Source organism: Chitinophaga oryziterrae, assembly GCF_009758125.1.
Lineage (GTDB): Bacteria > Bacteroidota > Bacteroidia > Chitinophagales > Chitinophagaceae > Chitinophaga > Chitinophaga oryziterrae.
Genome location: NZ_WRXO01000014.1, coordinates 84,887 through 107,788 on the forward strand (window position 1 = coordinate 84,887; position 22,902 = coordinate 107,788).

At 44.9% G+C, this 22,902-nt stretch carries 17 protein-coding genes, 1 tRNA gene and 1 pseudogene; 12 read left to right on the top strand and 7 right to left on the bottom strand.

Annotation, left to right across the window (positions count from 1 at the left end):
• Nucleotides 1-9 precede the first annotated feature (9 nt).
• The 7 genes from GO495_RS30665 to GO495_RS30695 all read left to right on the top strand — a co-directional run bounded on the left by GO495_RS30665 (nucleotide 10) and on the right by GO495_RS30695 (nucleotide 10,682).
• A complete protein-coding gene (locus tag GO495_RS30665; protein ID WP_157303773.1) occupies nucleotides 10-438 on the top strand; it encodes an iron-sulfur cluster assembly scaffold protein in 429 nt (142 codons plus the stop codon).
• 175 nt (nucleotides 439-613) lie between these two features.
• A complete protein-coding gene (gldF, locus tag GO495_RS30670; protein WP_157303774.1) occupies nucleotides 614-1,348 on the top strand; it encodes a gliding motility-associated ABC transporter permease subunit GldF in 735 nt (244 codons plus the stop codon).
• A 19-nt stretch (nucleotides 1,349-1,367) separates the two neighbouring features.
• A complete protein-coding gene (gldG, locus tag GO495_RS30675) occupies nucleotides 1,368-3,074 on the top strand; it encodes a gliding motility-associated ABC transporter substrate-binding protein GldG (protein ID WP_170302749.1) in 1,707 nt (568 codons plus the stop codon).
• A gap of 188 nt (nucleotides 3,075-3,262) precedes the next feature.
• The gene (locus tag GO495_RS30680; RefSeq protein ID WP_338075494.1) at nucleotides 3,263-5,761 is read left to right on the top strand and encodes a bifunctional UDP-N-acetylmuramoyl-tripeptide:D-alanyl-D-alanine ligase/alanine racemase; all 2,499 of its coding nucleotides are present in this window, start codon (nucleotides 3,263-3,265) and stop codon (nucleotides 5,759-5,761) included.
• A gap of 52 nt (nucleotides 5,762-5,813) precedes the next feature.
• A complete protein-coding gene (locus GO495_RS30685; RefSeq protein WP_157303776.1) occupies nucleotides 5,814-6,461 on the top strand; it encodes a lipoprotein signal peptidase in 648 nt (215 codons plus the stop codon).
• Nucleotides 6,462-6,720: 259 nt separating this feature from the next.
• Entirely contained in the window at nucleotides 6,721-9,591 is a 2,871-nt protein-coding gene (locus GO495_RS30690) for a TonB-dependent receptor (protein WP_157303777.1), read from the top strand.
• Nucleotides 9,592-9,701: 110 nt separating this feature from the next.
• Nucleotides 9,702-10,682: a sulfite exporter TauE/SafE family protein gene (locus GO495_RS30695; RefSeq protein WP_157303778.1), complete on the top strand. Its 981-nt coding sequence runs from the start codon at nucleotides 9,702-9,704 to the stop codon at nucleotides 10,680-10,682.
• Between the two features lie 105 nt (nucleotides 10,683-10,787).
• Here the strand turns inward: GO495_RS30695 and fumC are convergent, their stop codons facing one another.
• From fumC to GO495_RS30715, 4 genes are all read right to left on the bottom strand, one after another.
• Entirely contained in the window at nucleotides 10,788-12,188 is a 1,401-nt protein-coding gene (gene fumC, locus GO495_RS30700; protein WP_157303779.1) for a class II fumarate hydratase, read from the bottom strand.
• 29 nt (nucleotides 12,189-12,217) lie between these two features.
• Complete coding sequence (locus GO495_RS30705; RefSeq protein ID WP_157303780.1) at nucleotides 12,218-12,994, bottom strand: enoyl-CoA hydratase/isomerase family protein; 777 nt, start codon at nucleotides 12,992-12,994, stop codon at nucleotides 12,218-12,220.
• Between the two features lie 111 nt (nucleotides 12,995-13,105).
• The gene (locus tag GO495_RS30710) at nucleotides 13,106-13,873 is read right to left on the bottom strand and encodes a porin family protein (protein ID WP_205691363.1); all 768 of its coding nucleotides are present in this window, start codon (nucleotides 13,871-13,873) and stop codon (nucleotides 13,106-13,108) included.
• A gap of 62 nt (nucleotides 13,874-13,935) precedes the next feature.
• Complete coding sequence (locus tag GO495_RS30715) at nucleotides 13,936-14,355, bottom strand: cobalamin B12-binding domain-containing protein (RefSeq protein ID WP_157303781.1); 420 nt, start codon at nucleotides 14,353-14,355, stop codon at nucleotides 13,936-13,938.
• A gap of 110 nt (nucleotides 14,356-14,465) precedes the next feature.
• Between GO495_RS30715 and GO495_RS30720 the strand changes: the two genes are divergently transcribed.
• A complete protein-coding gene (locus GO495_RS30720; protein ID WP_157303782.1) occupies nucleotides 14,466-16,133 on the top strand; it encodes a glutamine--tRNA ligase/YqeY domain fusion protein in 1,668 nt (555 codons plus the stop codon).
• 36 nt (nucleotides 16,134-16,169) lie between these two features.
• Here GO495_RS30720 and gltX read toward each other — a convergent pair whose 3' ends face one another.
• Nucleotides 16,170-17,702 (bottom strand): glutamate--tRNA ligase, encoded by a 1,533-nt coding sequence (gene gltX / locus GO495_RS30725; RefSeq protein ID WP_157303783.1) that lies wholly within the window; start codon nucleotides 17,700-17,702, stop codon nucleotides 16,170-16,172.
• Nucleotides 17,703-17,735: 33 nt separating this feature from the next.
• Between gltX and GO495_RS30730 the strand changes: the two genes are divergently transcribed.
• Nucleotides 17,736-18,362, top strand: a complete 627-nt coding sequence (locus tag GO495_RS30730; protein WP_157303784.1) for a polysaccharide deacetylase family protein — start codon at nucleotides 17,736-17,738, stop codon at nucleotides 18,360-18,362.
• An 87-nt stretch (nucleotides 18,363-18,449) separates the two neighbouring features.
• On the opposite strand, the gene GO495_RS30735 is transcribed toward GO495_RS30730, so the two are convergent.
• Nucleotides 18,450-19,331, bottom strand: coding sequence for a hypothetical protein (locus tag GO495_RS30735; RefSeq protein ID WP_157303785.1), 882 nt, complete (start codon nucleotides 19,329-19,331; stop codon nucleotides 18,450-18,452).
• Between the two features lie 121 nt (nucleotides 19,332-19,452).
• On the opposite strand from GO495_RS30735, the gene GO495_RS30740 reads away from it, so the two are divergent.
• The 3 genes from GO495_RS30740 (at nucleotide 19,453) to GO495_RS30750 (ending at nucleotide 21,448) form a co-directional block, all read left to right on the top strand.
• Complete coding sequence (locus GO495_RS30740; RefSeq protein WP_157303786.1) at nucleotides 19,453-20,223, top strand: TatD family hydrolase; 771 nt, start codon at nucleotides 19,453-19,455, stop codon at nucleotides 20,221-20,223.
• Between the two features lie 42 nt (nucleotides 20,224-20,265).
• A complete protein-coding gene (locus GO495_RS30745; protein ID WP_157303787.1) occupies nucleotides 20,266-21,303 on the top strand; it encodes an asparaginase in 1,038 nt (345 codons plus the stop codon).
• Between the two features lie 57 nt (nucleotides 21,304-21,360).
• A tRNA-Ser gene (locus GO495_RS30750) sits at nucleotides 21,361-21,448 on the top strand.
• A gap of 733 nt (nucleotides 21,449-22,181) precedes the next feature.
• Here GO495_RS30750 and GO495_RS32795 read toward each other — a convergent pair.
• Nucleotides 22,182-22,889: pseudogene (locus tag GO495_RS32795) on the bottom strand (recombinase family protein); the annotation flags it as partial.
• Nucleotides 22,890-22,902 lie beyond the last annotated feature (13 nt).

Sequence of the window (22,902 nt, forward strand, 5' to 3'; positions counted from 1 at the left end):
CTTATACTTATGAGTTATTCGGAAAAAATACTGGATTATTACAACAACCCCAGAAATGCAGGCTCATTGGATAAAACCAACGCCTGCGTGGGGACGGGACTGGTACATGTGCCGGAGTATATTGAAGTGATCAGGTTGCAGATTCAGGTAAATCCAGCTACCAGCGTTATCACAGACGCAAAATTCAAGACCTTCGGAAGTGGCGCGGCTATCGCGGTATCTTCACTGGCAACAGAATGGCTGAAATGGAAAACCCTGGATGAAGCAGCTCAGATCGACGACATGTACCTTGTAGAAGAACTGGACCTTCCACCGGCAAAGATCCACTGCGCAACACTGGTAGAAGAAGCTATCAAAGCAGCTATCAACGACTACAGAACGAAAAACGGTCTGGAAGAGCTGAAGTTTGAAGAGGTAGAAACAGGCTTCGAAGCTTAAATTTTAGAGTACAAAGTAAATCTTCACGTTATATTTAAAGGCGCCTTTGGATGCCACAGGGGACTTTCACCGCCATATTATTTGACTCCATTTATCATATAACACCGTTTATTGCGTTAATCAGCTGGTAATTGATCATTTTTAATTATATATATTTGTACTTTCAGTCATTACTATGCTCGCAATTTTCAAAAAGGAAATTCACCAGTTTTTCAGTAGCATCACAGGTTATGTGGCCATTATCCTTTTTTTGCTGGCTAATGGACTCCTATTATTTGTATTCCCCGATACCAGCCTGCTGGACGACGGGTACGCCAACCTGGACCCTCTCTTCAAACTGGCGCCACTGATCTACTTATTACTGATCCCCGCCATCACCATGCGCAGTTTCGCCGATGAATTTAAAACCGGCACCCTGGAACTGCTCAGCACCAAACCTCTCAGCTGGTGGCAGATCGTAACCGGTAAATTCCTGGCAGGCGTACTGGTTGTATTCATCTCCCTGATCCCTACTATCGTTTATTATATCGCTATCCGCCAGCTAAGCGCTAATCCCGCCAGCCTGGATAACGGAGGTATTGCCGGTTCTTACATAGGACTGTTATTACTGGGCGCCATATTCACCGCTATCGGTGTATGGTCTTCTTCCCTTACTTCTAATTCCGTAGTAGCTTTCCTCACCGCTATTTTTACCTGTTTCATATTCTATTACGGCTTCGACGCATTCAGCAAATTGCCGGCTTTCACCGGCAGCGCCGACTACTACCTGCAAATGGCTGGTATCCAGTCTCATTACACGTCCATCAGCAGGGGCGTCATCGACAGCCGTGACATCGTGTATTTCGTAAGCGTAATCGGGTTAATGCTTTACCTGACAAGGTTATCCTTGCAGCGTAGAATATGGGATTAATGTGAATAAAACTATCATTGTGGCTACCAACAGAAGGAAACAATATTTACAGCGTGCTATTATCGTGATAGTTGTGCTGACAGGCATTAACATACTGGCAGCGTTCCTGCATAACCGCTGGGACCTCACCGCCGAAAAAAGATATACGCTCACTCCACATACCAAACAACTGCTGCGGGACCTGGACAGCACCGTGACGATCGAGGTATTCCTGAAAGGAGACTATCCTGCCAGCTTTAAACAACTGGCACAATCCACCCAGGAATTACTGGAAGAGTTCCGCGAATATGGCGGACAACATATCCAGTTCTCCTTCCAGAGCCCCGGTCAGGGCCTCGATGACTCCTCCCGTTTAGCCTTCCAGCAGTCGCTGGTTGAAAGAGGGATCACCCCATTCAACATGCAGGTACAGGAAGATGCCAGTCAGGGTTACTCCGAAAAACTCATCTTCCCGGGAGCATTACTGCACTACGGTAATAAAACCATCGGCATCAATCTCCTGAAAAACCAGGGCGGCGCTAATCCGCTGGAAACAATGAACAGCTCCGAGGCATTACTGGAATACCAGTTCTCCAGCGCGATCTATCATTTACAACAGAAACAGCAGCCACTGGTGGGTTATATGCTGGGCAACGGGGAACTGCTGGGTGCAGAAGTATTCAGCGCCCTCACCACCATGCAAAGTAATTACGGGCTGGATACCATCACCTTACAGTATGTATCACATATCCCTAAAGACTTTAATCTCATCATATTTGCCAAACCTGTCAGCCGTTTCTCCGATGAGGACAAACTGAAGATAGACCAGTACGTAATGAACGGCGGACGCGTTATGTGGTTCGTAGATGAGCTGAACGTCTCTATGGACAGCCTTCAGCACCACGAAACCTATGTAGCGCTTGACCAGGGCCTGAACCTGGAAGATATGCTGTTCAAATATGGGGTACGCATCAACCAGGACCTGCTACAGGATATACAATGTGATCAGATTCCACAAATAGTAGGGCATAATGGGAATCAGCCACAGTTTGCACTGGTACCTTTCCCCTATTTTCCTTTACTGGCTCCTACAGGCGCTCATCCTATCGTAAAAAATATGGACCCTGTACTCAGTCATTTCGCCAGCTCTATCGATACCGTAAAAGGCGGCGATATCTCAAAGACCGTCCTGCTCACTACGTCTAACAGCACCCGTGCAGTAGGCGCCCCGGTACAACTGAGCTGGAACGATCTTCGCGTAAAACCGAACGTACGTCAGTTCACCAGACATAACCTGCCCGTAGCTGTGCTGCTGGAAGGAAAGTTCACTTCCGTATTCCGCAACAGGCTGGACCTGAATGAACAACAGGCGCTGGAACAGGCCACTGGTACCGCATTTAAAAATAATGCAGACACCATCAACAAGATGATCGTGGTGAGTGATGCAGACATCATCACAAATGCTGTTTCCCAGAAAGAAGGCCCTTTACAGATGGGCATCAACATGTATAATCCCTCTGTTGTCTTTGCCAACAGGGAATTCCTGCTCAATTCACTGGAATACCTCACCAGCAACTCCGGCATTATGGAAGCCCGCAATAAGCAACTGACACTGAGACTGTTAGACGCAGAGAAGGTCAAACAGGAGAAAACAAAGTGGCAGGTTATCTGTTTCCTTGTTCCTATCGGGATCATATTACTTTTTGCTGCCATCTTCCAGTTTATCAGGCAACGAAAATTTGAGTAGTAACCAATAAAATAACCCTCTCTACGTTTTCTAATTGTTTAAGGAGCAATAGTTAAGGTATATTAGACCTATATTTGCGCTTGTCAAAAGGCCAATAGATGCCCGGTATATTTATTGTATAGCCATTGTACTTTGCCCAATCTTGTATCAGGGAACATTAAAATAAGCAGCAAAAAAAAGATTCATTAGTGTACAACGCAGAAAGTATCAGCAAGGTGCTGAAAGGTGAATTATTACAGCATACGGGTAATCCGGAGATTGAACACATTTTGCTGGATAGTCGCAAACTGACTTTTCCGGAAACATCTCTTTTTATTCCATTGGTTAGCAACCGCCGGAATGCTCATCAGTACATGGAAGAGGTGTACGAAAAAGGTGTGAGTAATTTCGTTGTAAGTGAGCCCCTGGAACCGGGTAAATTCCCTAAAGCCAATATCATACTGGTAAAGGATACCATGAACGCATTACATGCACTGGTAGCTTTTCACCGCCAGCATTTTCACATACCCGTGATCGGTATTACCGGCAGTAACGGTAAAACCGTTGTAAAAGAATGGCTGTACCAACTGCTGGAAAAAGACTACAACATCGTTCGCAGTCCAAAAAGTTACAACTCGCAGATAGGCGTTCCTTTGTCTGTATGGCAGATGAAGCCGGAACATACACTGGCCATTTTTGAGGCGGGTATCTCCCAGCCCGGAGAAATGGAACACCTGGAAAAGATCATCCGCCCTACCATCGGCATCTTTACCAACATCGGCGAAGCACATAGCGAAGGCTTCCTCAACATCCGTCAGAAGATCAACGAAAAGCTGGTACTGTTTTCCAAAAGTGACCTGCTCATCTATTCCAAAGATTACCTGGCCCTCAACGAATGCGTAAATGCCTTTCATAATGTAGTAGGGAAAAAAGATAATCATGAAGGAGGATTACAGTTATTTACCTGGTCACGCAAAACAGATGCAGACCTGCGTATCATCGCTGTAGATAAAAATAATAACCAGGCCCGTATAGATGCCCTCTATAAAACAGAGCCGTTACATATCACTATTCCTTTTGTGGATGAAGGTTCTATTGAGAACGCCATTCACTGCTGGGCGCTGATGATCCACCTCGGTATGGACCAGGCCGTCATCCAGCAACGCATGGACCAGTTAGGCAATATCGCTATGCGTTTGGAACTGAAACAGGGGATCAATAACTGCTCTATCATCAACGACAGTTATAACTCCGACCTCGGTTCTCTCACTATAGCGCTCGACTTCTTACAACAACAGCATCAGCACCCTACTCTTACAGTGATCCTCAGTGATATCCTGCAAAGTGGTAAGAGTGATGCCACTCTTTATGAAGAAGTAGCCAGCCTGCTGCAGCAAAAAGGCATCAATAAACTGATTGGTATCGGTAAAAATATAGGTAGAGAGAAAAAGAGCTTCCAGCAGATCACCGACCTGAAAAGCCAGTTTTACCTCACCACAGAAGAGTTTATACAAAGCTTCAACTCCCAGGATTTCCAGCATGAAACCATCCTGCTGAAAGGCGCCCGTATCTTCGAATTCGAACGCATCGGCAAACTCCTGGAACAAAAAGTACATCAGACCATACTGGAAATTAATCTCAGTGCGGTTTCCCATAATATCAAACAATACCAGGCATTACTCCAGCCATCTACCAAAGTAATGGCCATGGTAAAAGCCTTTTCTTATGGCAGCGGCAGCTTCGAAATAGCCAACCTGTTACAGTTCCACGGCATTGATTACCTGGCCGTAGCTTATGCAGACGAAGGCGTTGAACTGAGACGGACCGGCATCACCATGCCTATCATGGTTATGAACCCGGAACCCAGTTCCTTTGATGCCATCCTGCAATGGAACCTGGAACCAGAGATCTATTCTCTTCACCTGTTACAACAGTTCGAAGAAGAAGTGATCATCTCCGGTAAAACCAATTTCCCTATCCATATTAAACTGGATACAGGCATGCACCGCCTGGGCTTTGAGAAAAAAGATATTCCCGAGCTGGCATTACGGCTCACGGACAATGAATACCTGAAAGTAAAATCTGTATTCAGTCACCTGGCAGCCAGTGAAGACCCTTCAAAAGACCTCTTCACCAAACTACAGGGAGAGTTGTTCTTTGAGATGAGCCATGAACTGCAGAAAGCACTTGGCAATGCGGTAATCCGGCATATTTCAAACAGTTCTGCTATCCTGCGCCATCCCAATTTGCAGCTGGACATGGTTCGCCTGGGCATAGGTATGTATGGCATAGACAGCAGCAATGAAATGCAACTGCGTCCTGTAAGTACCCTCAAAACGACCGTCGCCCAGATAAAACACCTGGAAACAGGTGAAACAGTAGGTTATGGTGGTAAATGGGTGGCCAAAGGACCTTCTGTTACAGCGACCGTACGCATCGGTTATGCCGACGGATATCCCCGCCGCCTCAGTAATGGCGTAGGTAAAATGCTGGTACGAGGGCAGTTAGCTCCCGTAGCAGGTATAGTGGCCATGGATATGCTGATGCTGGACGTCACCCATATCCCGGATGTAGCCGAAGGAGATGAAGTAATTGTTTTCGGGGAAGGATTGCCGGTGCAGCAGTTGGCTGATTGGGCAGAAACCATCCCTTACGAAATATTAACAGGAATTTCTCAGCGTGTGAAGCGGGTATATTTCCAGGAATGACCAGAAATTACGATTTTGCACATTATTAGTACTTTTAACAAAATTTATTCCTTTGAAATATCGTCACGTAATCTGGATAGTAGTGCTGGTGCTGGTTATAGACCAGGCTTTGAAGTTTTGGATCAAAACCCACATGAACTTTAACCAGGAATTCAACATTTTCCCTAACTGGTTCCGCATTCATTTCATTGAAAATGACGGTATGGCTTACGGAATGAAATTTGGCGGCGACGCCGGTAAAGTAGTCCTGACTCTTTTCCGCCTTGCCGCTGTAGTATTAGGCTTCCGCTATATGAAGAAGCTGGTAACACAGGGTTACGGCACAGGACTGCTTATCTGCGGTTCCCTGATCCTGGCCGGTGCTGCCGGTAACCTGATAGACAGTATGTTCTACGGACTGATCTTTTCCGCCACCAATTATTATGAAGTAGCTAAATTCCTGCCACCAGGTGGTGGTTATGGCACCTTTCTGCATGGTAATGTGGTAGATATGCTGTATTTCCCCATCTATGAAGGCTATCTGCCTAAGTGGGTCCCTTTTAAAGGCGGCGACTACTTTATTTTCTTCCGCCCCATCTTTAACGTAGCTGATGCGGCTATCTCTGTAGGCGTAATCTCCATCCTGGTATTCCAGAAACGTTTCTTTGGCAAACACCACGAGAAATTGGCGGCACAGGAACAGCTACCCGTTACTAAGTAAGTATCTCCCTCTTATATTATTGGCTTTCAGGTATTAAACCACCTGAAAGCCTTTTTTATTGCCATTATTTTAACGTTTTCTTTGAAAGATAAAATTCCCTTATTACATTTGTCCACAAATTCTATAGACTAATAGAATTGTATAATTATGACCACCAATAAAATGAGTAATGAACACTTTTATTATACGATGTTGTTGTAACAAATAGCGCTTCGCCCCTGTGACAACCAATTTCACTCAATTCTTATCCAGACTTTATATGAACATAATTAAGCTTCCTATACGTATATCATACCTGTTTCTGCTGACCCTGCTATTACCATTACTGGTACAGGCCCAGCTAAACGGTTCTTATATTATCGGGGGAAGGATCACCGGCGACAAGAACGAACAGCTGGGTGGCGCATCTGTACAGATCAAAGGAACTTCCTTTGGAGCCTTTACTGATAGTACCGGTCACTTTGAGATCACGGCCAACACTAAATTTCCGTTGAAAATAATAGTACGCCTGCTGGGTTATCAACCCCAGGAGTTTGAAGTAAAGAACAGCAGCAGCCGTTTGCAGATCCAGATGGTGACACAATCCCTGCTGGTGAATGAAGTGGTGGTATCCGCTTCCCGTCAGACGGAAAAGCTGTTAAAGTCGCCCGTAGCCATTGAAAAGCTGGACGTCCGTGCTTTAAAAGAAACACCGGCAGCTTCTTTCTACGATGCCATCGGTAACCTCAAAGGCGTACAGATGACCACAGGCGGCCTTACCTTCAAAGTCTTCAACACCCGCGGTTTTAATGTACCCAATAACTTCCGCTTTATGCAGCTGATAGACGGGGTAGACAACCAGGCAGCAACGCTGGGCGTTCCATTAGGTAATGCCATAGGGCCCACGGAACTGGATATCCTAAGCATAGAAGTAACTCCCGGTGCCTCTTCTGCCCTCTACGGGATGAACGCTATCAACGGGATGTCTAACCTTATCACCAAGAACCCTTTTCAGTACCAGGGTGTAAGCGTATACCAGAAACTGGCCTTCAACCACTTTGATGGGGGCGGCAGTTCTCCCAAACCCATCACTGAAACGGCCGTTCGTTATGCACAGGCCATCAACAGCCACTGGGCATTTAAAGTGAATTTCTCTTATATGCAGGGGACCGACTGGTATGCGGATAGTCACCAGGACTTTAACCCCGGCACCAAAGCCAACCCCGACTTTCCAACATTGGTGGGCGCTAACAACGTAGCTAATGATGCCTGGAATAAATATGCGGATCAGAGCACTTTCCCTATCACAGATAAAAACGGGAAATCTTACAATGTATCCCGCACCGGCTACTGGGAAAAAGACCTGGTAGGTGATTACACCGTAAAGAATATCAAATTCGACGGATCTCTCCATTATAAAATAAAACCTAAACTGGAAGCATCATACGCTTACAGGGTAGGACAAATGGACGGTTTCTTCCAGCGTGGTAACCGTATCGGTCTGAAAAACGTACTGGTACAGAACCATAAACTGGAACTGGTAGGAGAAGATTTCACCCTGCGCTCTTATGTGTCCCTGGAAAATACAGGAGACTCATATAATATGAACCCACTGGCAGACAACCTGGAAAAATCCTTCAAAACAGATAAAGTGTGGCAGAAGGATTATACCACTGCCCTCAACAATGCACTGACCAGCGGTGAAGACATTGCGGCAGCACATCGTGCTGCACGTGCCGCTGCTGATAATGGCCGCTGGACTCCCGGTACGCCGGAATTCAACAGACAACTGGCCAAGATCAAAAGCATCAACGACTGGGATATCTACCCTACTTCCAAAGACAGCACCAACAAGAGCGGGGGCGCTGCGCTGCTGCAAATGAGCCACTTCTATCATGTGGAAGGTACCTGGAACCTGCGTAAATACATTCATTTCATGGACGTACTGACCGGTGCAGACTACCGTACCTACGAAATCATACCAGACGGTAACAACTTCGTAGACTTCACAAAAGCATTGGCAGATCGTAATACACCGGGAGGTAAAAACATCTGGTACGGGAAAGTAGGCGGATTCGTTCAACTGGGTAAACTCTTCCTGCACGACCAGCTAAAACTGACAGGTTCCCTTCGTTATGATAAGAGCCAGCAGTTTGAGGGCAAATTCAACCCTCGCATAGCTGCGGTATTCACTACGCCTAACCAGCGTCATAATTTCAGGGCTTCCTGGCAGAACGGTTTCCGTTTCCCTTCCCTGTTTGAAGCTTACTCCTTTGTTAATAACGGTGGCGTAAGACGTGTAGGTGGATTGGCATTTATTGAACAGGGACTGGGTTATTTCAAGAACTCTTTCCTTACTTCCAGCGCTACAGCATTTACTACGGCCGTTAACAAAGCTACCAATGCAGATCCTTCTGTCACCCGCGCACAGGCAGAGGTGGCAAATGCAGGTATCCTGAAAGTAGCTAACCTGGACCCTATCGTTCCTGAACAGATCCATTCATTCGAAGCAGGCTATAAGAGCGTATTGTTTGATAACAAATTATTTGTTGATATCGACGGTTATTACAACTCTTATAAGCATTTCATAGGACAGGTTGAAGTAGCGGTTCCACAAACAGGTAATGTGAACGATAAAACACAGGCCGTACTGGACCAGATGTATGATAAACAATACCAGAACCGCTACCGTGTATGGACAAACAGTAAGTCTACTGTTGAGAACTATGGCTTTGCACTGGGCTTAACATACAACTTCTACAAAACATTTACCATTAGCGGTAACGCCAACTATAACACACTGGCACAGGATAAAACCAAAGATGATGCATTGATCCCTGGTTTTAACACACCAAAATGGTTTACAAATGTGAGCATCGGTAACAGGCAGATAGTTAAAAATGTTGGTTTCAACGTAGTATGGCACTGGCAGGATAATTTCTACTGGCAGAACCTCTTTGGTAATGGTGATGTACCTGCCTATAGCACAGTAGATGCCCAGGTAACTTACGGATTACCAAAGCTTCATACTTCAGTAAAAGTGGGTGGTTCCAATATCTTTAACTCCTCTTACTTCCAGTACGTAGGCGGTCCTACCATAAAAGGTCTCTACTATCTGGCAATTACTTACGATCTTCCATTCAACAGATAAAGAAAAAAAGAGAGCAGCCGCTCTCTTTTTTTCTTTCCATTTGGATATCCAAGTTATTCACCCTACCTTAGTCTATAATATCTATAGACTAGACTACATAATATTAATACATGTCGCATAACGAGGTAATAGAGAAGATTGAGAGACAGACGGCTACAGAAGCTCGCCAGGAGGTCCTTATCAACCTGGTGAACGAAGAGAACCGTAAGAAACCTGCCCTGTGGGTATTGATAGCACTTATCGCCGTGGCGGTGTTAGCGGGTGCAGGTATCCTGTATTACTACAATACTTCTGATGCTACCCATACGCGCATTTATGATTTTACCGCTTCCCTCTTTACCAGGGAAGTACTGTTTTATATCTGTGTGGGATTAGCGGCCCAGATGGTAGACGGCGCCCTGGGCATGGCTTACGGAGCTACTTCTACTTCCCTGCTGCTGGGACTTGGCATTCCTCCGGCTATTGCCAGTGCAAGTGTACACGTAGCAGAGGTATTCACTACCGGAGCCTCCGGTATCTCTCACTTCCGTTTCGGTAATGTAAACAAGAAACTCTTTTTATATCTTTTAATACCGGGTATCATTGGGTCTGTAACAGGCGCTTATCTTCTCTCTAAAAAAATAGATGGGGAGTTTATCAAGCCATACATGAGTGCTTACCTGCTGGTATTAGGTATCATCGTTCTCCGCAAAGCATTCCAGGCAAAGAAAGCTAAAAGCAAAACAAAAAGACTGGGGTTCCTGGCGCTGTTTGGTGGTTTCATGGATGCTATCGGTGGCGGCGGATGGGGCCCAATCGTTACTTCTACCTTATTAAGTAAAGGACGTACCGTTCATTATACTATCGGCTCTGTAAATGCAGCTGAATTCTTTATCTCTTTTGCCAGTGCGGGTACTTTCCTCCTGTTTGGCGCTATTACCGGCTGGCCGGTTATTATAGGTCTTATCATCGGGGGCGTGATCGCATCTCCTTTTGCAGCCTTGCTGGTAAGGAAGATCAAACGCAAACCGATGATGATCATGGTAGGAATACTGATCATCTTACTAAGTCTCCGTACCATCATTACAACACTCGTTCATCACATACAATAAAAAGAGAACAGCCCCGGAAATTTCCGGGGCTGTTCTCTTTTATAACTTTTCTAAAAATTGAAGAGGTTTCGCAGGGCGAAGCCCTGCACCCCAAAATCAAATCTCTTATTTAATCTCTCCCACCATATCGATCGGATTCACCCAGGCATCAAATTCTTCAGGTTTTACATAACCCAGTTTAACCGCCATTTCTTTCAGGGTAGTTCCTTCTTTATGCGCAGTCTGTGCAATTTCAGCAGCTTTATAGTAGCCGATCTTTGTATTCAGCGCCGTTACCAGCATCAGTGAATTATCAACGTGCTTCTTGATATTTGCTTCGATAGGCGCAATACCTACTGCACATTTATCATTAAAGCTCACGCAACCATCACCTATCAGGCGTGCAGAATGCAGGAAGTTGAAGATCATCACCGGCTTGAACACGTTCAGTTCAAAGTGACCGGTAGCACCACCAATATTAATCGCAACATCATTCCCCAGTACCTGTGCAACGATCATAGTCAGCGCCTCACACTGAGTAGGGTTCACCTTACCCGGCATGATGGAAGATCCTGGCTCATTATCAGGAATATGGATTTCTCCGATACCTGAACGTGGACCGGAACTCAGCATACGGATATCGTTCGCTATTTTCATCAGGCTCACTGCTACGGTCTTCAACGCACCATGAGCTTCCACGATAGCATCGTGAGCCGCCAGCGCTTCAAACTTATTCTCAGCAGTAATAAAAGGAAGTCCTGTTAACTCCGCAATCTTCTGCGCTACATTCTCAGAATATCCTTTTGGCGTGTTGATACCGGTACCAACCGCAGTACCACCCAAAGCCAGTTCGCTCAGGTGTTCCAGTGTATTGTTGATCGCTTTCAGACCATGGTTCAGTTGGGATACATATCCACTGATTTCCTGACCCAGTGTTAACGGCGTAGCGTCCATAAAATGGGTACGGCCGATCTTTACTATATGTTTGAATTCAACCGCCTTTGCAGCCAGTGTATCACGGAGTTTGGTAATGCCGGGAATGGTTACTTCCACCAGCATTTTATACGCCGCAATATGCATAGCAGTAGGGAAAGTATCGTTGGATGACTGTGATTTATTCACATCGTCATTAGGGTGTATCACTTTTTCTTTATCAGAAAGCTGTCCGCCATTGATCACGTGAGCGCGGTAAGCTACCACTTCATTTACGTTCATGTTGGACTGTGTACCGGAACCGGTCTGCCATACCACCAGCGGGAACTGGTCGTCCAGTTTACCGGCAAGAATTTCGTCGCAGGCTTTACCTATCAGGGTCGCCTTTTCTGCAGACAGTACACCTGCATCCAGGTTAGTAAGTGCAGCAGCCTTTTTCAGGTAAGCAAATGCCTTGATAATCTCTTTAGGCATCCTGTTAATATCCTGGGCAATCTTGAAATTATCGATAGATCGTTGTGTCTGAGCACCATAGTAAGCGTCTACCGGCACTTTCACTTCGCCCATCGTGTCTTTCTCTATTCTATATTCCATATACTTAATTTTTTGCGGTACAAACCTAGCTATTCTCCTATAAATTTCGCGTGCCTTTTTTGTACGAATGCTTCTGCACCTTCCTGCATGTCCTTTGTGGCAAAGCAGGCCCCAAACTCTTCTATCTCCAGTTCATAACCATCTATATCCTTATCCAGTGCGGCATTGGCACATTTAATGACCCTGGCAATGGCCAGCGGTCCCTTTGCATGGATCTTTGCCAATATCTCTTTTGCCTTGAAAATCAGTTCATCCAGGGCAACTACATGATTCACCAGTCCCCAGCCGAGTGCATCCATGGCATTGATCTGATCTCCTGTCATCATCAGTTCCATCGCCTTCCCCTTGCCAATCAAGGCAGTAAGCCGCTGTGTACCCCCATAACCAGGAATCAGTCCGAGGTTCACTTCCGGCTGACCAAACTTCGCATTGGCAGATGCAATACGGAAGTGACAGGCCATAGCCAGTTCACAACCACCACCCAGTGCAAACCCATTTACCGCTGCAATGATAGGCTTCGGACTATCTTCTATACGTTTAAAAACAACATGTCCCTTTTTAGCGAGTTCAGCGCCCTGTACTGCTGATACGGTCAGGAATTCTCCAATATCAGCTCCTGCTACAAACGCCTTTTCCCCTGTACCGGTAATAACTGCGCTTTTGATCTCATTGTTGGTATATATCTCATCTACAGCCAGCGCCAGCTCTGTCATCACCTGCTGATTCAGCGCATTCATCTTATCCGGTCTGTTAATGTAAATGAAGAAAATATTATCGGTGAGTTCTGTACGAATAGTCTGATACATGGTAACGCGGTTTTATTGGAAGGACTAATTTAAGCCATAAAAAGGACAATGTTATTCAACAAAAAATCCGGCCTCACGAGAAGCCGGATCAGATGATTATAAATGTTTTATTTATTTCTTTTCCCAATGTTTGGTCTTGCGTTCCCAATGTACTTTGGCCGAAGGATGAGATATCTCTTTTCCAAAATCATAACTGATCGTTGCAAAGAACATTTTGGATTCTACATCTTTAGCAGGCTGGGTCGTTACACCATTAATGGTCTGTTTGTAATCCCTGTTGAAGAAGTTATTAGGATAGTACTGCACTTTCAATCCAAAACCCGGAGAAAAACGGATTCCTGCAAACACAGAAGGCATCAGTAAAGGTGTACGATTACTGAACCACTCATTAAATTTGTGTCTTTTATCTCCGTTCAGGAACGTTTTTTCTTTATAATTAAAAGCCAGGTCATAAGACCCACCGGCAAAGAAGAAAGTGCCACCTCTGAGGTCTCCTATTTTAATACCCAGTGGAATACCTACTGTGTATACACGGCGCTTCAACTTTACAGAGTCATTTTCTTTAGTAATTAACCCTATATTTTTAATATTCAAACCGGTAAAAATGCCAAAATGCTTATCAATATCATAGTTATAGTTATTACCGACATTAAAGAATAACGTAAAACGCGGAATGTTATGGACACTTTCACCCGCATATTTAATATTCCCGAACGATAATAATGCACCATCTCCACCCCAGGTCATGTAAGACCTGTTATTATGGGTAATAGTAATATCTTCTTCCACGGTAATGGTCACCGTGGAATCTGTTTTATCCTGTGAAAAGGCGGTTAACTGCAACAGGCACAGTAATACTGGCAATAGGTAGAGTTTCATAACTGTTATTGGATGATTATATCTTGTAAAGACGACTAATCCCTGAAAAGGTTACAAAGATTTTAAAAATCCCTGTGAGCCGCCACCCATTCCCTGATATAAATGGCAATATCTTCTGTCCGGGTACCGGGAGGGAACAGTCTTCCTACGCCTAATTCATTCAGTTCATTCATATCCGTTTCCGGGATAATGCCCCCGCCTGTCAGCAGTACATCATCCATCTTTTTCTCTTTCATCAGGGCCATGATACGGGGAAATACCGTCATATGTGCCCCAGACAGGATACTGACACCGATGGCGTCCACATCTTCCTGCAGGGCCGCATTCACCACCATATCGGGAGTCTGCCGCAGACCTGTATAGATAACTTCCATACCGGCATCGCGCAACGCTGCCGCTATCACTTTAGCGCCTCTGTCATGGCCATCCAGGCCCACTTTAGCTACCAATACCCGCACCGGGCGATTCAGGGGTTTCTCCATAACGTTTGGGTTCTTAAGGGCTGTAATTTAGGATTTTTTAGCCCACAGACCATGAATCTGGGGACTACTGGACTTTTTACTACCTTTGCCGTCCGAAATATATAATCTATATGAGTGAAGAAAAGTCCCTGAATTTTCTGGAACAGATCGTAGAAGAAGATATTGCCAACGGTGTTAATGACGGCAGGGTGCTTACCCGCTTCCCTCCTGAACCCAATGGATACCTTCATATTGGTCATGCCAAATCTATTTGCCTCAACTTTGAACTGGCAAAAAAATACAATGGCCAGACCAACCTGCGCTTTGATGATACCAATCCTGTTAAGGAAGACATCGAATATGTGGATTCTATCAAACAAGACATCCAATGGCTGGGATTCCAATGGGCGCAGGAACTACATACATCCGACTATTTTGAACAGATATACGAATTTGCTGTACAACTGATAAAGAAAGATCTGGCTTATGTGGATGACTCATCCGCAGATGAAATCGCTGTGTCAAAAGGTACGCCTACAACACCGGGTACTCCTACTCCATACCGCAGTCGCAGTATAGATGAGAACCTGGACCTGTTCCTGCGTATGCGTAACGGTGAGTTCAAAGACGGGGAAAAAGTATTACGTGCAAAGGTAGACCTCGCATCTCCCAACATGCACATGCGCGACCCCATTATCTATCGCATCAAGCATGCACACCATCACCGTGCCGGTGATAAATGGTGCATCTATCCGATGTACGACTTTGCACACGGACAAAGCGATAGCATAGAGAAGATCACTCACTCCTTCTGTACACTGGAATTTATACCACATCGCCCTTTATATAACTGGTTTATAGAACAACTGGGCATCTTCCCTTCCCATCAGTATGAATTCTCCAGGCTGAACCTTACGTATACTGTCATGAGTAAACGTAAGTTGCTGCAACTGGTGCAGGGTAAATTTGTAAGTGGCTGGGATGATCCCCGCATGCCTACCATCAGCGGATTACGCCGCCGTGGTTATACACCTGCCAGTATCCGCACTTTCTGCGAACGTATAGGCGTACAGAAACGTGATAACCTGATCGATGTAAGCCTGCTGGAATTCTGTATCCGTGAGGAGCTGAATAAAACAGCCAATCGTGTAATGGCAGTACTGGACCCTGTGAAGCTGGTCATCACCAACTATCCTGCAGACCAGGTAGAAGAGTTATCTGCTGAAAATAACCAGGAAGATCCCGAAGCAGGACGCCGTATGTTGCCATTCAGCCGGACTTTATACATAGAGCGCGAAGATTTTATGGAGAATCCTCCTAAGAAATTCTTCCGACTGGGACCAGGCCTGGCAGTACGCTTAAAGAATGCTTACATCATTAAAGGAGAGAGCTTTGATAAAGATGAGAACGGAGAGATAACAACTATTTATTGTACTTATCTTCCCGAAAGTAAAAGCGGTGGTGATAACAGCGGATTAACCGTAAAAGGGACGATTCACTGGGTAAGTGCAGCACATGCTGCTACTGCGGAGATCAGGCTGTATGACCGTTTGTTTAATGTAGAAAATCCAGATGGTGAAGAAGGTGATTTCAAATCGTATATCAATCCTGATTCCTTACAGATCATTCCAAATGCATTCATAGAACCCGGACTGGTAAATGCCAAACCCGGTGAGCGTTTACAGTTCTTACGCAAAGGTTACTTTAGTGTAGATACGGATAGCACTCCGGAGAAACCAATCTTCAACAGAACGGTAACATTGAAAGATGCCTGGGCGAAAGAAGTGAAAAAGAATTAAGTAAAAAAAAGTCCGGCACTTGCCGGACTTTTTCATTTATGCATTAATCGCATCTAATCCTTTTACTATTCTTTCTATCGTCTCATGTTTCCCCAGCGTCTCTGCGATATTAAATACCGTAGGTCCAAACTTCCCGCCACACAACATAATACGGAAAGGCAACTGCAGCTCTCCTACTTTAATATTCATAGAAGTCGCCAATTGCTTGAAACTCTCTTCTATTGTCTCTAAAGAAAAATCAGACATTGTTTCCAGCACAGATGCCCAGTCCATAAAGAACTGTGTTTTCTCAGCACTCCATTTAGGTTTTACTGCGGCAACATCATATGTCTTAGGCTGCTGGAAAAAGAAGAATCCATGGTCCCATATCTCATTTACAAAATGACAACGTTCCTTGATCATTCCAGCTATTTTGGAAATATATTCCAGGCTGGCATTCTCCCCTTTCTCTTTCAGCACAGGCAGGAACAATTCCGCCAGTTTATCATTATCGGTAGCTACAATGTATTCATGATTGAACCACTTCGCTTTTTCGAAATCGAACTTAGCGCCTGATTTATGAACACGCTCTAAAGAGAAACGTTCTATCATTTCAGGCATGGAGAAAATCTCCTTGCCTGTACCATCATTCCATCCCAACATTACCAGCATGTTCAGGAATGCTTCCGGCAGGAATCCGATCTCTCTGAATCCTTTGGTGATCTCATTTGTCTTAGGATCTGTCCAGTTCATGGCATATACCGGGAAGCCTAAACGATCGCCATCACGTTTGCTCAGTTTACCATGGCCATCAGGCTTCAGGATCAGCGGCAGATGCGCCCATTCCGGCATATCGGACTCCCATCCCAGGTATTTCCACAACAGCAGATGTACCGGCGCAGAAGGCAGCCATTCTTCCCCACGGAAAGCATGTGTGATCTTCATCTGGTAATCATCCACCACAACCGCAAGGTGATAGGTAGGCATACCATCCGCTTTCAGTAATACCTTATCATCAACAGTATCCGTATTAAACTGTACATGACCACGTATCAGATCGGTAAAACCTACTTCCTCATTGGCCGGCATCTTTATACGGATCACATGAGGGGTCCCTTTTTCCAGCAATGCAGCCGTTTCTTCTGCAGAAAGACTGATAGAGTTACGCATTTGCAAACGCGCAGCATGATTATATTGCGGAGAGGGGTTCTCTGGTGTTTTTAGTTTAGCGCGCATCGCTTCCAGCTCTTCCGTAGTATCGAAGGCGTAGTAAGCGTACCCGTTTTTTACCAGCTGTTCTGCAAACTGGCGGTACGTTTCTTTTCTCTCACTCTGTCTGTAAGGGGCAAACGGGCCTCCTATATGCGGACCTTCGTCTGCATTCAAACCGCACCAGCGCAGGCACTCGATAATATACTCTTCAGCACCCGGCACATAGCGGGCCTGATCAGTATCCTCTATACGCAGCACGAATTCGCCACCATGCTGTTTTGCAAATAAATAATTGAATAAGACCGTGCGTACACCACCCAGGTGCAGTCCGCCGGTTGGACTGGGCGCAAAGCGTACCCGAACTTTCTGTTGTTGCATAAGCGCAAAGGTAAAATATTGTAACTTCATTCCATGTTCTATCTTACTAAAACACCTGCTCTTCTTAAAACAATATATAAGAGCTGTACCTGGAATTTATCCCCGGCAAAACCATCGGTGTACCTCACATTTGATGATGGCCCACACCCTACTGCCACTCCATTTATACTGGAACAGCTTAAAAAATATAATGCGAAAGGCACTTTCTTTTGTATAGGTAAGAACGTAATAGAATACCCCAATGTTTATCAGCAGATCCTGGAAGAAGGACATACCACCGGTAATCATACCCATAACCACCTGAACGGCTGGAAGACCAATACTGATAAATACATGGAAAATGTGATGGAAGCCCGTAAATATATCAATTCCCCCCTGTTCAGACCTCCCTATGGAAGGATCACTCCCTTTCAGATAAAACAGGTAAAGAAACTCATCCCCCGGGCACAGATCATTATGTGGGACGTTTTAAGCGCTGATTTTGATACCAGTATAAAGGGAGAGGAATGTGTGCAGAACGTGGTATTTAAAGCAAAGGCGGGGTCTATTATAGTGTTTCACGACAGTACGAAGGCATGGGACCGCTTAGAATATTGTTTGCCAAGGGTATTGGAATATTTCAGTAAACAAAAACTGGCAATGGAAGCCATTCCTTATTAGAAATAGAAAACCCAGGTTCCAAACTCCGTACTGGCATTCGCGCTTTCCGGTGATTTGAACCTGGGTAGTTATTTTTATCAGATTACCTTATTTAGGTAATCCTATGCGTTTAACTTTATCTCCGATGCTGATACTGGCAGAGTCATCACATACCCCGTTACCATAATCGATGGTAGCTTTAATAGAATTCAGTGTTAATACTGCCTTTCCTTTACCAATCCACGCACAATCAAACTTTCTTTCCAATGCAGATGAATCACTTACAGTAGTGATAGCAACATTACCACCCGGGTAAGTGAGGGTATCAGAACCAGAGAAGGTATAGATATCATCAGAAACATCTGTAGTACCAGCACCTGCTGTTTGAGTAATCGTGATATTGCTGCCATAGGTCATATAAACAGTATCCAGTTTGATCATACCATTTTTAACCTGTGTAGTATATTTATATGCATCGTTGGTACCTACATTGGTAATCACTTTTGTACCGGTAACACTGATACCATTCACGGTATAAGTAACTGGTTGAACAGTAATGGTGGCACCCGGATAACGGAAATAACCGGTAAAGATAAATTTAACTATACCTGCACGGGTGCGGCCGGAAGCATCAGCACAACCGGTACCGAAGCTTACAGTAACTGTCTTAGGCCAATGATCGATAGTAACGTCATCGGTTTCAGCAGTGTAACACTGACCCAGTTTATTGGTCAGATCATGCTTACCGGATATACGGCCGGTTTCGCTTAAGCCTTCACTTTCACTGATCTCTGCAGCAACACTGAACAGATCGTCATATATTCCACTTACTGATGCCTGATCAGCAGCAGCGCCAATGGATAAATTATCGTTAGCATTAGAGGGAGCCACATCGCTGGTAGTTTTTGTACACGCGTAAAAAATAGTGGCCATTAACAGCAGGGCTATTACCCCCGCAAGGATACGGTTAAAGCAAAAGTAGCTTCTCATAGAATAGTATAGTTTAAAAAGAGGTTTTCCGGCCGTACTTTTGTACGGGGCTGACAATAATATTAAAATTATACAAATATAATATATTTACTTATCCTATAAAAAAATTTAATATTTAAATATGCAATGGATTGATACGCATGCACACCTGTATGAGGAGGAATTTGCGACAGACAGGACAGAAATGGTGGAACGCGCACTGGCAGCCGGCGTATACCAGTTATTATTACCTAACATAGATAGCAGCACCATCACCGGAATGCTTGCCCTGGAGGCTCAGTTCCCCGGAGTTTGCCATCCCATGATGGGCGTACATCCCTGTTATGTGAACGAAAATGTAGACACGGAGCTCAGTATTGTACGGGAATGGCTGGAAAAACGCCCTTTTAAGGCTATCGGGGAAATTGGCCTCGATTTTTACCACGATACCACCTATACCGTACAGCAGTACAAGGCCTTCCGCGAACAACTGGACCTCTCCCGCCAATATAAATTACCGGTTTCTATCCATGCCCGGGAAAGCACCCGTGAGTGCATAGACGAAGTAAAAGCCCTGCAGGACGGGCGATTATCCGGCGTATTCCACTGTTTTTCAGGTACCTTGGAACAGGCAAAAGAGGTGATCGGCCTTGGTTTCTACTTAGGCATCGGCGGAGTAGTGACATTTAAGAAGGCCGGACTGGATAAATTATTAGAACATATAGACCTGCAATATGTTATCCTTGAAACGGATGCTCCTTATCTGGCGCCGGTACCTTACCGCGGTAAACGAAACGAAAGTGCATACATTCCATTGATAGGGGAAAGGATTGCAGATGTAAAAAATCTAACAATAGGAGAGATAGCTGCGATTACTACAAGTAATGCACTGAAATTATTTAAAACTAACTAACCATTAAGGCGGTACATTTGCAGCCAATTTGGAACAGCAGCAATGAGTAAGATCCTTATTATCTACACAGGGGGCACAGTAGGGATGATCTACGACGAAAAGACCAAGGCTTTACGCCCCATCGGGTTTAATGAAATACGTAACAATCTGCCGGAGCTATACCGCATGGGCATTGACTTTTACGTATATGCCTTCAATCCGCCTATAGACTCTTCAGACATGCAACCCGAGATATGGGTGGAACTGGCCTCTATCATCGAAGACCGGTACGACCGGTATGATGGGTTCGTTATCCTGCATGGTTCAGATACCATGTCGTTCACAGCCTCAGCCCTTTCCTTCATGCTGGAAAACTTATCAAAACCAGTCATTCTTACCGGTTCACAGCTGCCCATCGGGAAGATCCGCACAGACGCTAAAGAGAACATTATCACCGCAATGGAAATAGCTTCTACCCGGCACAATGGCCAGGTGGTAGTCCCTGAGGTCTGTATTTATTTCGACTTTGCACTCTTCCGTGGTAACCGTTCCAAGAAATATAACGCTGAAAAGTTCGAAGCCTTCTACTCCATGAATTACCCTCCTCTGGCAGAAGCGGGCATAGACATCAAATACAAAACCCAGTTCGTATTGCCCGTTCCGGACAAACCGTTGAAAGTCCACAAACAGCTGGATGACAACGTCACTGTTCTGAAAATGTACCCTGGTATCACCCGCAAAGCGGTGGAAGCCATCCTTAGCGTTCCCGGACTGCGTGGCGTAGTGCTCGAAGCATTTGGTAGCGGTAACACCAACACACAACCCTGGTTCATAGAAAGCCTTAAAAAGGTCACCGACAAGGGGGTACTGGTAGTAGACATCACGCAATGTGATGGTGGTTCTGTAGAACTGGGCAAATATGAAACCAGTCAGCCTCTCCAGCAGATTGGTGTTATCAGTGGTCATGACATGACTTTCGAAGCGGCTGTCACCAAACTGATGTTCGTATTAGGCCAGGGACTTGATCCTGAAGCAACAAGGAGCATGATCGAAACATCTCTTCGCGGCGAACTGACGCCTATAAATCACGATTGGGAATAATTTGGGAAATATGACCGGAAAGGTTACTTTTGCAATCCCGTATTAAAATCAACAACCGGAAAGGTGCAGGAGTGGTTGATCTGGCTCGCCTGGAAAGCGTGTATACCGCAAGGTATCAAGGGTTCGAATCCCTTCCTTTCCGCCAAGAGGGACAAATCATCACAAGTATGATTTGTCCCTTTTTCTTTGCCTGCTAGTTTCTTTTGCAGGCAAGCCATCTGAGCGAAAACCACATTTACTTTCCCGGTTCGAAATGCCTCTTTTTTGCGATCATAGACGATTCCATCAGGAAATACCAGCTTTTGCAATTTCTCTTTCATAGTGGTATCGCTGGAATGCCATACTGTACTTAGTTTGGCGGATAGATTAATGGCAGATGCTATCTTTTCTTCGAGGTTCGAAATGCTACAGTTCGTTTTTTCAAGTTCCTTCATAATTGCTTCCAGCTCCTCATTGTATTTTAGAGAGAATTTATCAAAGTCTTCCTCGTTCATTTTATTGAGTCCATAGTACTTCTCCTTTATATTGTCTAGCTTTTTCTCTATTTCTGCCAGCTGGAGTTTTAGGATTTTATGTTGTGCTGTGTTCTCCTTCGTCATCTCATGGTAGCTGTCAACCATTGCTAATTGCAGAGATTCCGCAAATTCTTCCCTTACCTCGTATTGACTTAATAAGTCGGCAAATAGATTATGCATGGTTTTAGCGCTTTTATTGCATTTACAGCCGGTTGTCCGGCATTTGTAGTACCAGAGATTCTTTGACTTCACCACATAGCCTGTAAAAGGCTGGCTGCAGGCATCGCATTTGATAAATACCTTTAGCGGCACTTCGTCCTGTTCCTTTTTGTGAGGTACGCCATAACCAGTATTTTGCTCGTTAATGTCATTGACTTTTAAGAAGACCTCCCGACTGACCAGCTTTTCATGTGTTCCTTCTACGATCTCTCCCTCTAACAATCCATGATTGATCAATCCACAATAAAAGGGTCTTTTAAAGATTTTGGTAAGTTGTTGTTTGTACATGGGGATTCCCATTGTCTTTAACTTTTCCAGGATCTCCTCGTTTTTCATTCCGCCTGCCTTCCACATAAAAGCTTTACGGAGCTTTTTACCTGTTTCGTTTACAACCAGTTTTCGCTCATTATTTATCCGGACAATGTCATACCCCTGTGGTGGTCTGGTAATCCAGATGCCTTTCTCAAATTTAGCCTTCATGCCGGTGATGGCTCTTAGCCTGCGCATCTGGTTATCATGGTGGCTGAAAATGAGCTGTACATCCTGTTGCAATACACCACTTGGGGAACTGGTATCTGCTGGTTGGGTCACTGCATCTACCAATACACCGTATTCTTCCCGTAGATCATCTTTTAGTTTGATAGCTGCCCCTCCGGTACGGGAAAATCTATCCAATGCGTAGACATAGATGTACCTGACCTTCCCCTTGTTCTTTTTGATATAGTCCAGCATGCGTTGGAACTCTTTACGGCCATCTGTCTTGGCACTTTCATGAGAACCGCCAAAGTAGGCTACTATGGGTACTTTATTCCGTTCACTGTACTGGTCTATCGTTTTCCGTTGTGTTTCCAGGCTGAGATTATTG

Bases quoted from the DNA above. Each gene is read 5' to 3' on its own strand.
- gldF (WP_157303774.1), top strand. From the start codon at position 614: ATGCTCGCAATTTTCAAAAAGGAAATTCACCAGTTTTTCAGTAGCATC.
- GO495_RS30690 (WP_157303777.1), top strand. From the start codon at position 6,721: ATGAACATAATTAAGCTTCCTATACGTATATCATACCTGTTTCTGCTG.
- GO495_RS30695 (WP_157303778.1), top strand. From the start codon at position 9,702: ATGTCGCATAACGAGGTAATAGAGAAGATTGAGAGACAGACGGCTACA.
- GO495_RS30730 (WP_157303784.1), top strand. From the start codon at position 17,736: ATGTTCTATCTTACTAAAACACCTGCTCTTCTTAAAACAATATATAAG.
- GO495_RS30740 (WP_157303786.1), top strand. From the start codon at position 19,453: ATGCAATGGATTGATACGCATGCACACCTGTATGAGGAGGAATTTGCG.
- GO495_RS30710 (WP_205691363.1), bottom strand. From the start codon at position 13,873: ATGAAACTCTACCTATTGCCAGTATTACTGTGCCTGTTGCAGTTAACC.
- GO495_RS30720 (WP_157303782.1), top strand. From the start codon at position 14,466: ATGAGTGAAGAAAAGTCCCTGAATTTTCTGGAACAGATCGTAGAAGAA.
- GO495_RS30715 (WP_157303781.1), bottom strand. From the start codon at position 14,355: ATGGAGAAACCCCTGAATCGCCCGGTGCGGGTATTGGTAGCTAAAGTG.
- GO495_RS30735 (WP_157303785.1), bottom strand. From the start codon at position 19,331: ATGAGAAGCTACTTTTGCTTTAACCGTATCCTTGCGGGGGTAATAGCC.
- GO495_RS30745 (WP_157303787.1), top strand. From the start codon at position 20,266: ATGAGTAAGATCCTTATTATCTACACAGGGGGCACAGTAGGGATGATC.
- GO495_RS30665 (WP_157303773.1), top strand. From the start codon at position 10: ATGAGTTATTCGGAAAAAATACTGGATTATTACAACAACCCCAGAAAT.
- fumC (WP_157303779.1), bottom strand. From the start codon at position 12,188: ATGGAATATAGAATAGAGAAAGACACGATGGGCGAAGTGAAAGTGCCG.
- GO495_RS30705 (WP_157303780.1), bottom strand. From the start codon at position 12,994: ATGTATCAGACTATTCGTACAGAACTCACCGATAATATTTTCTTCATT.
- gltX (WP_157303783.1), bottom strand. From the start codon at position 17,702: ATGCAACAACAGAAAGTTCGGGTACGCTTTGCGCCCAGTCCAACCGGC.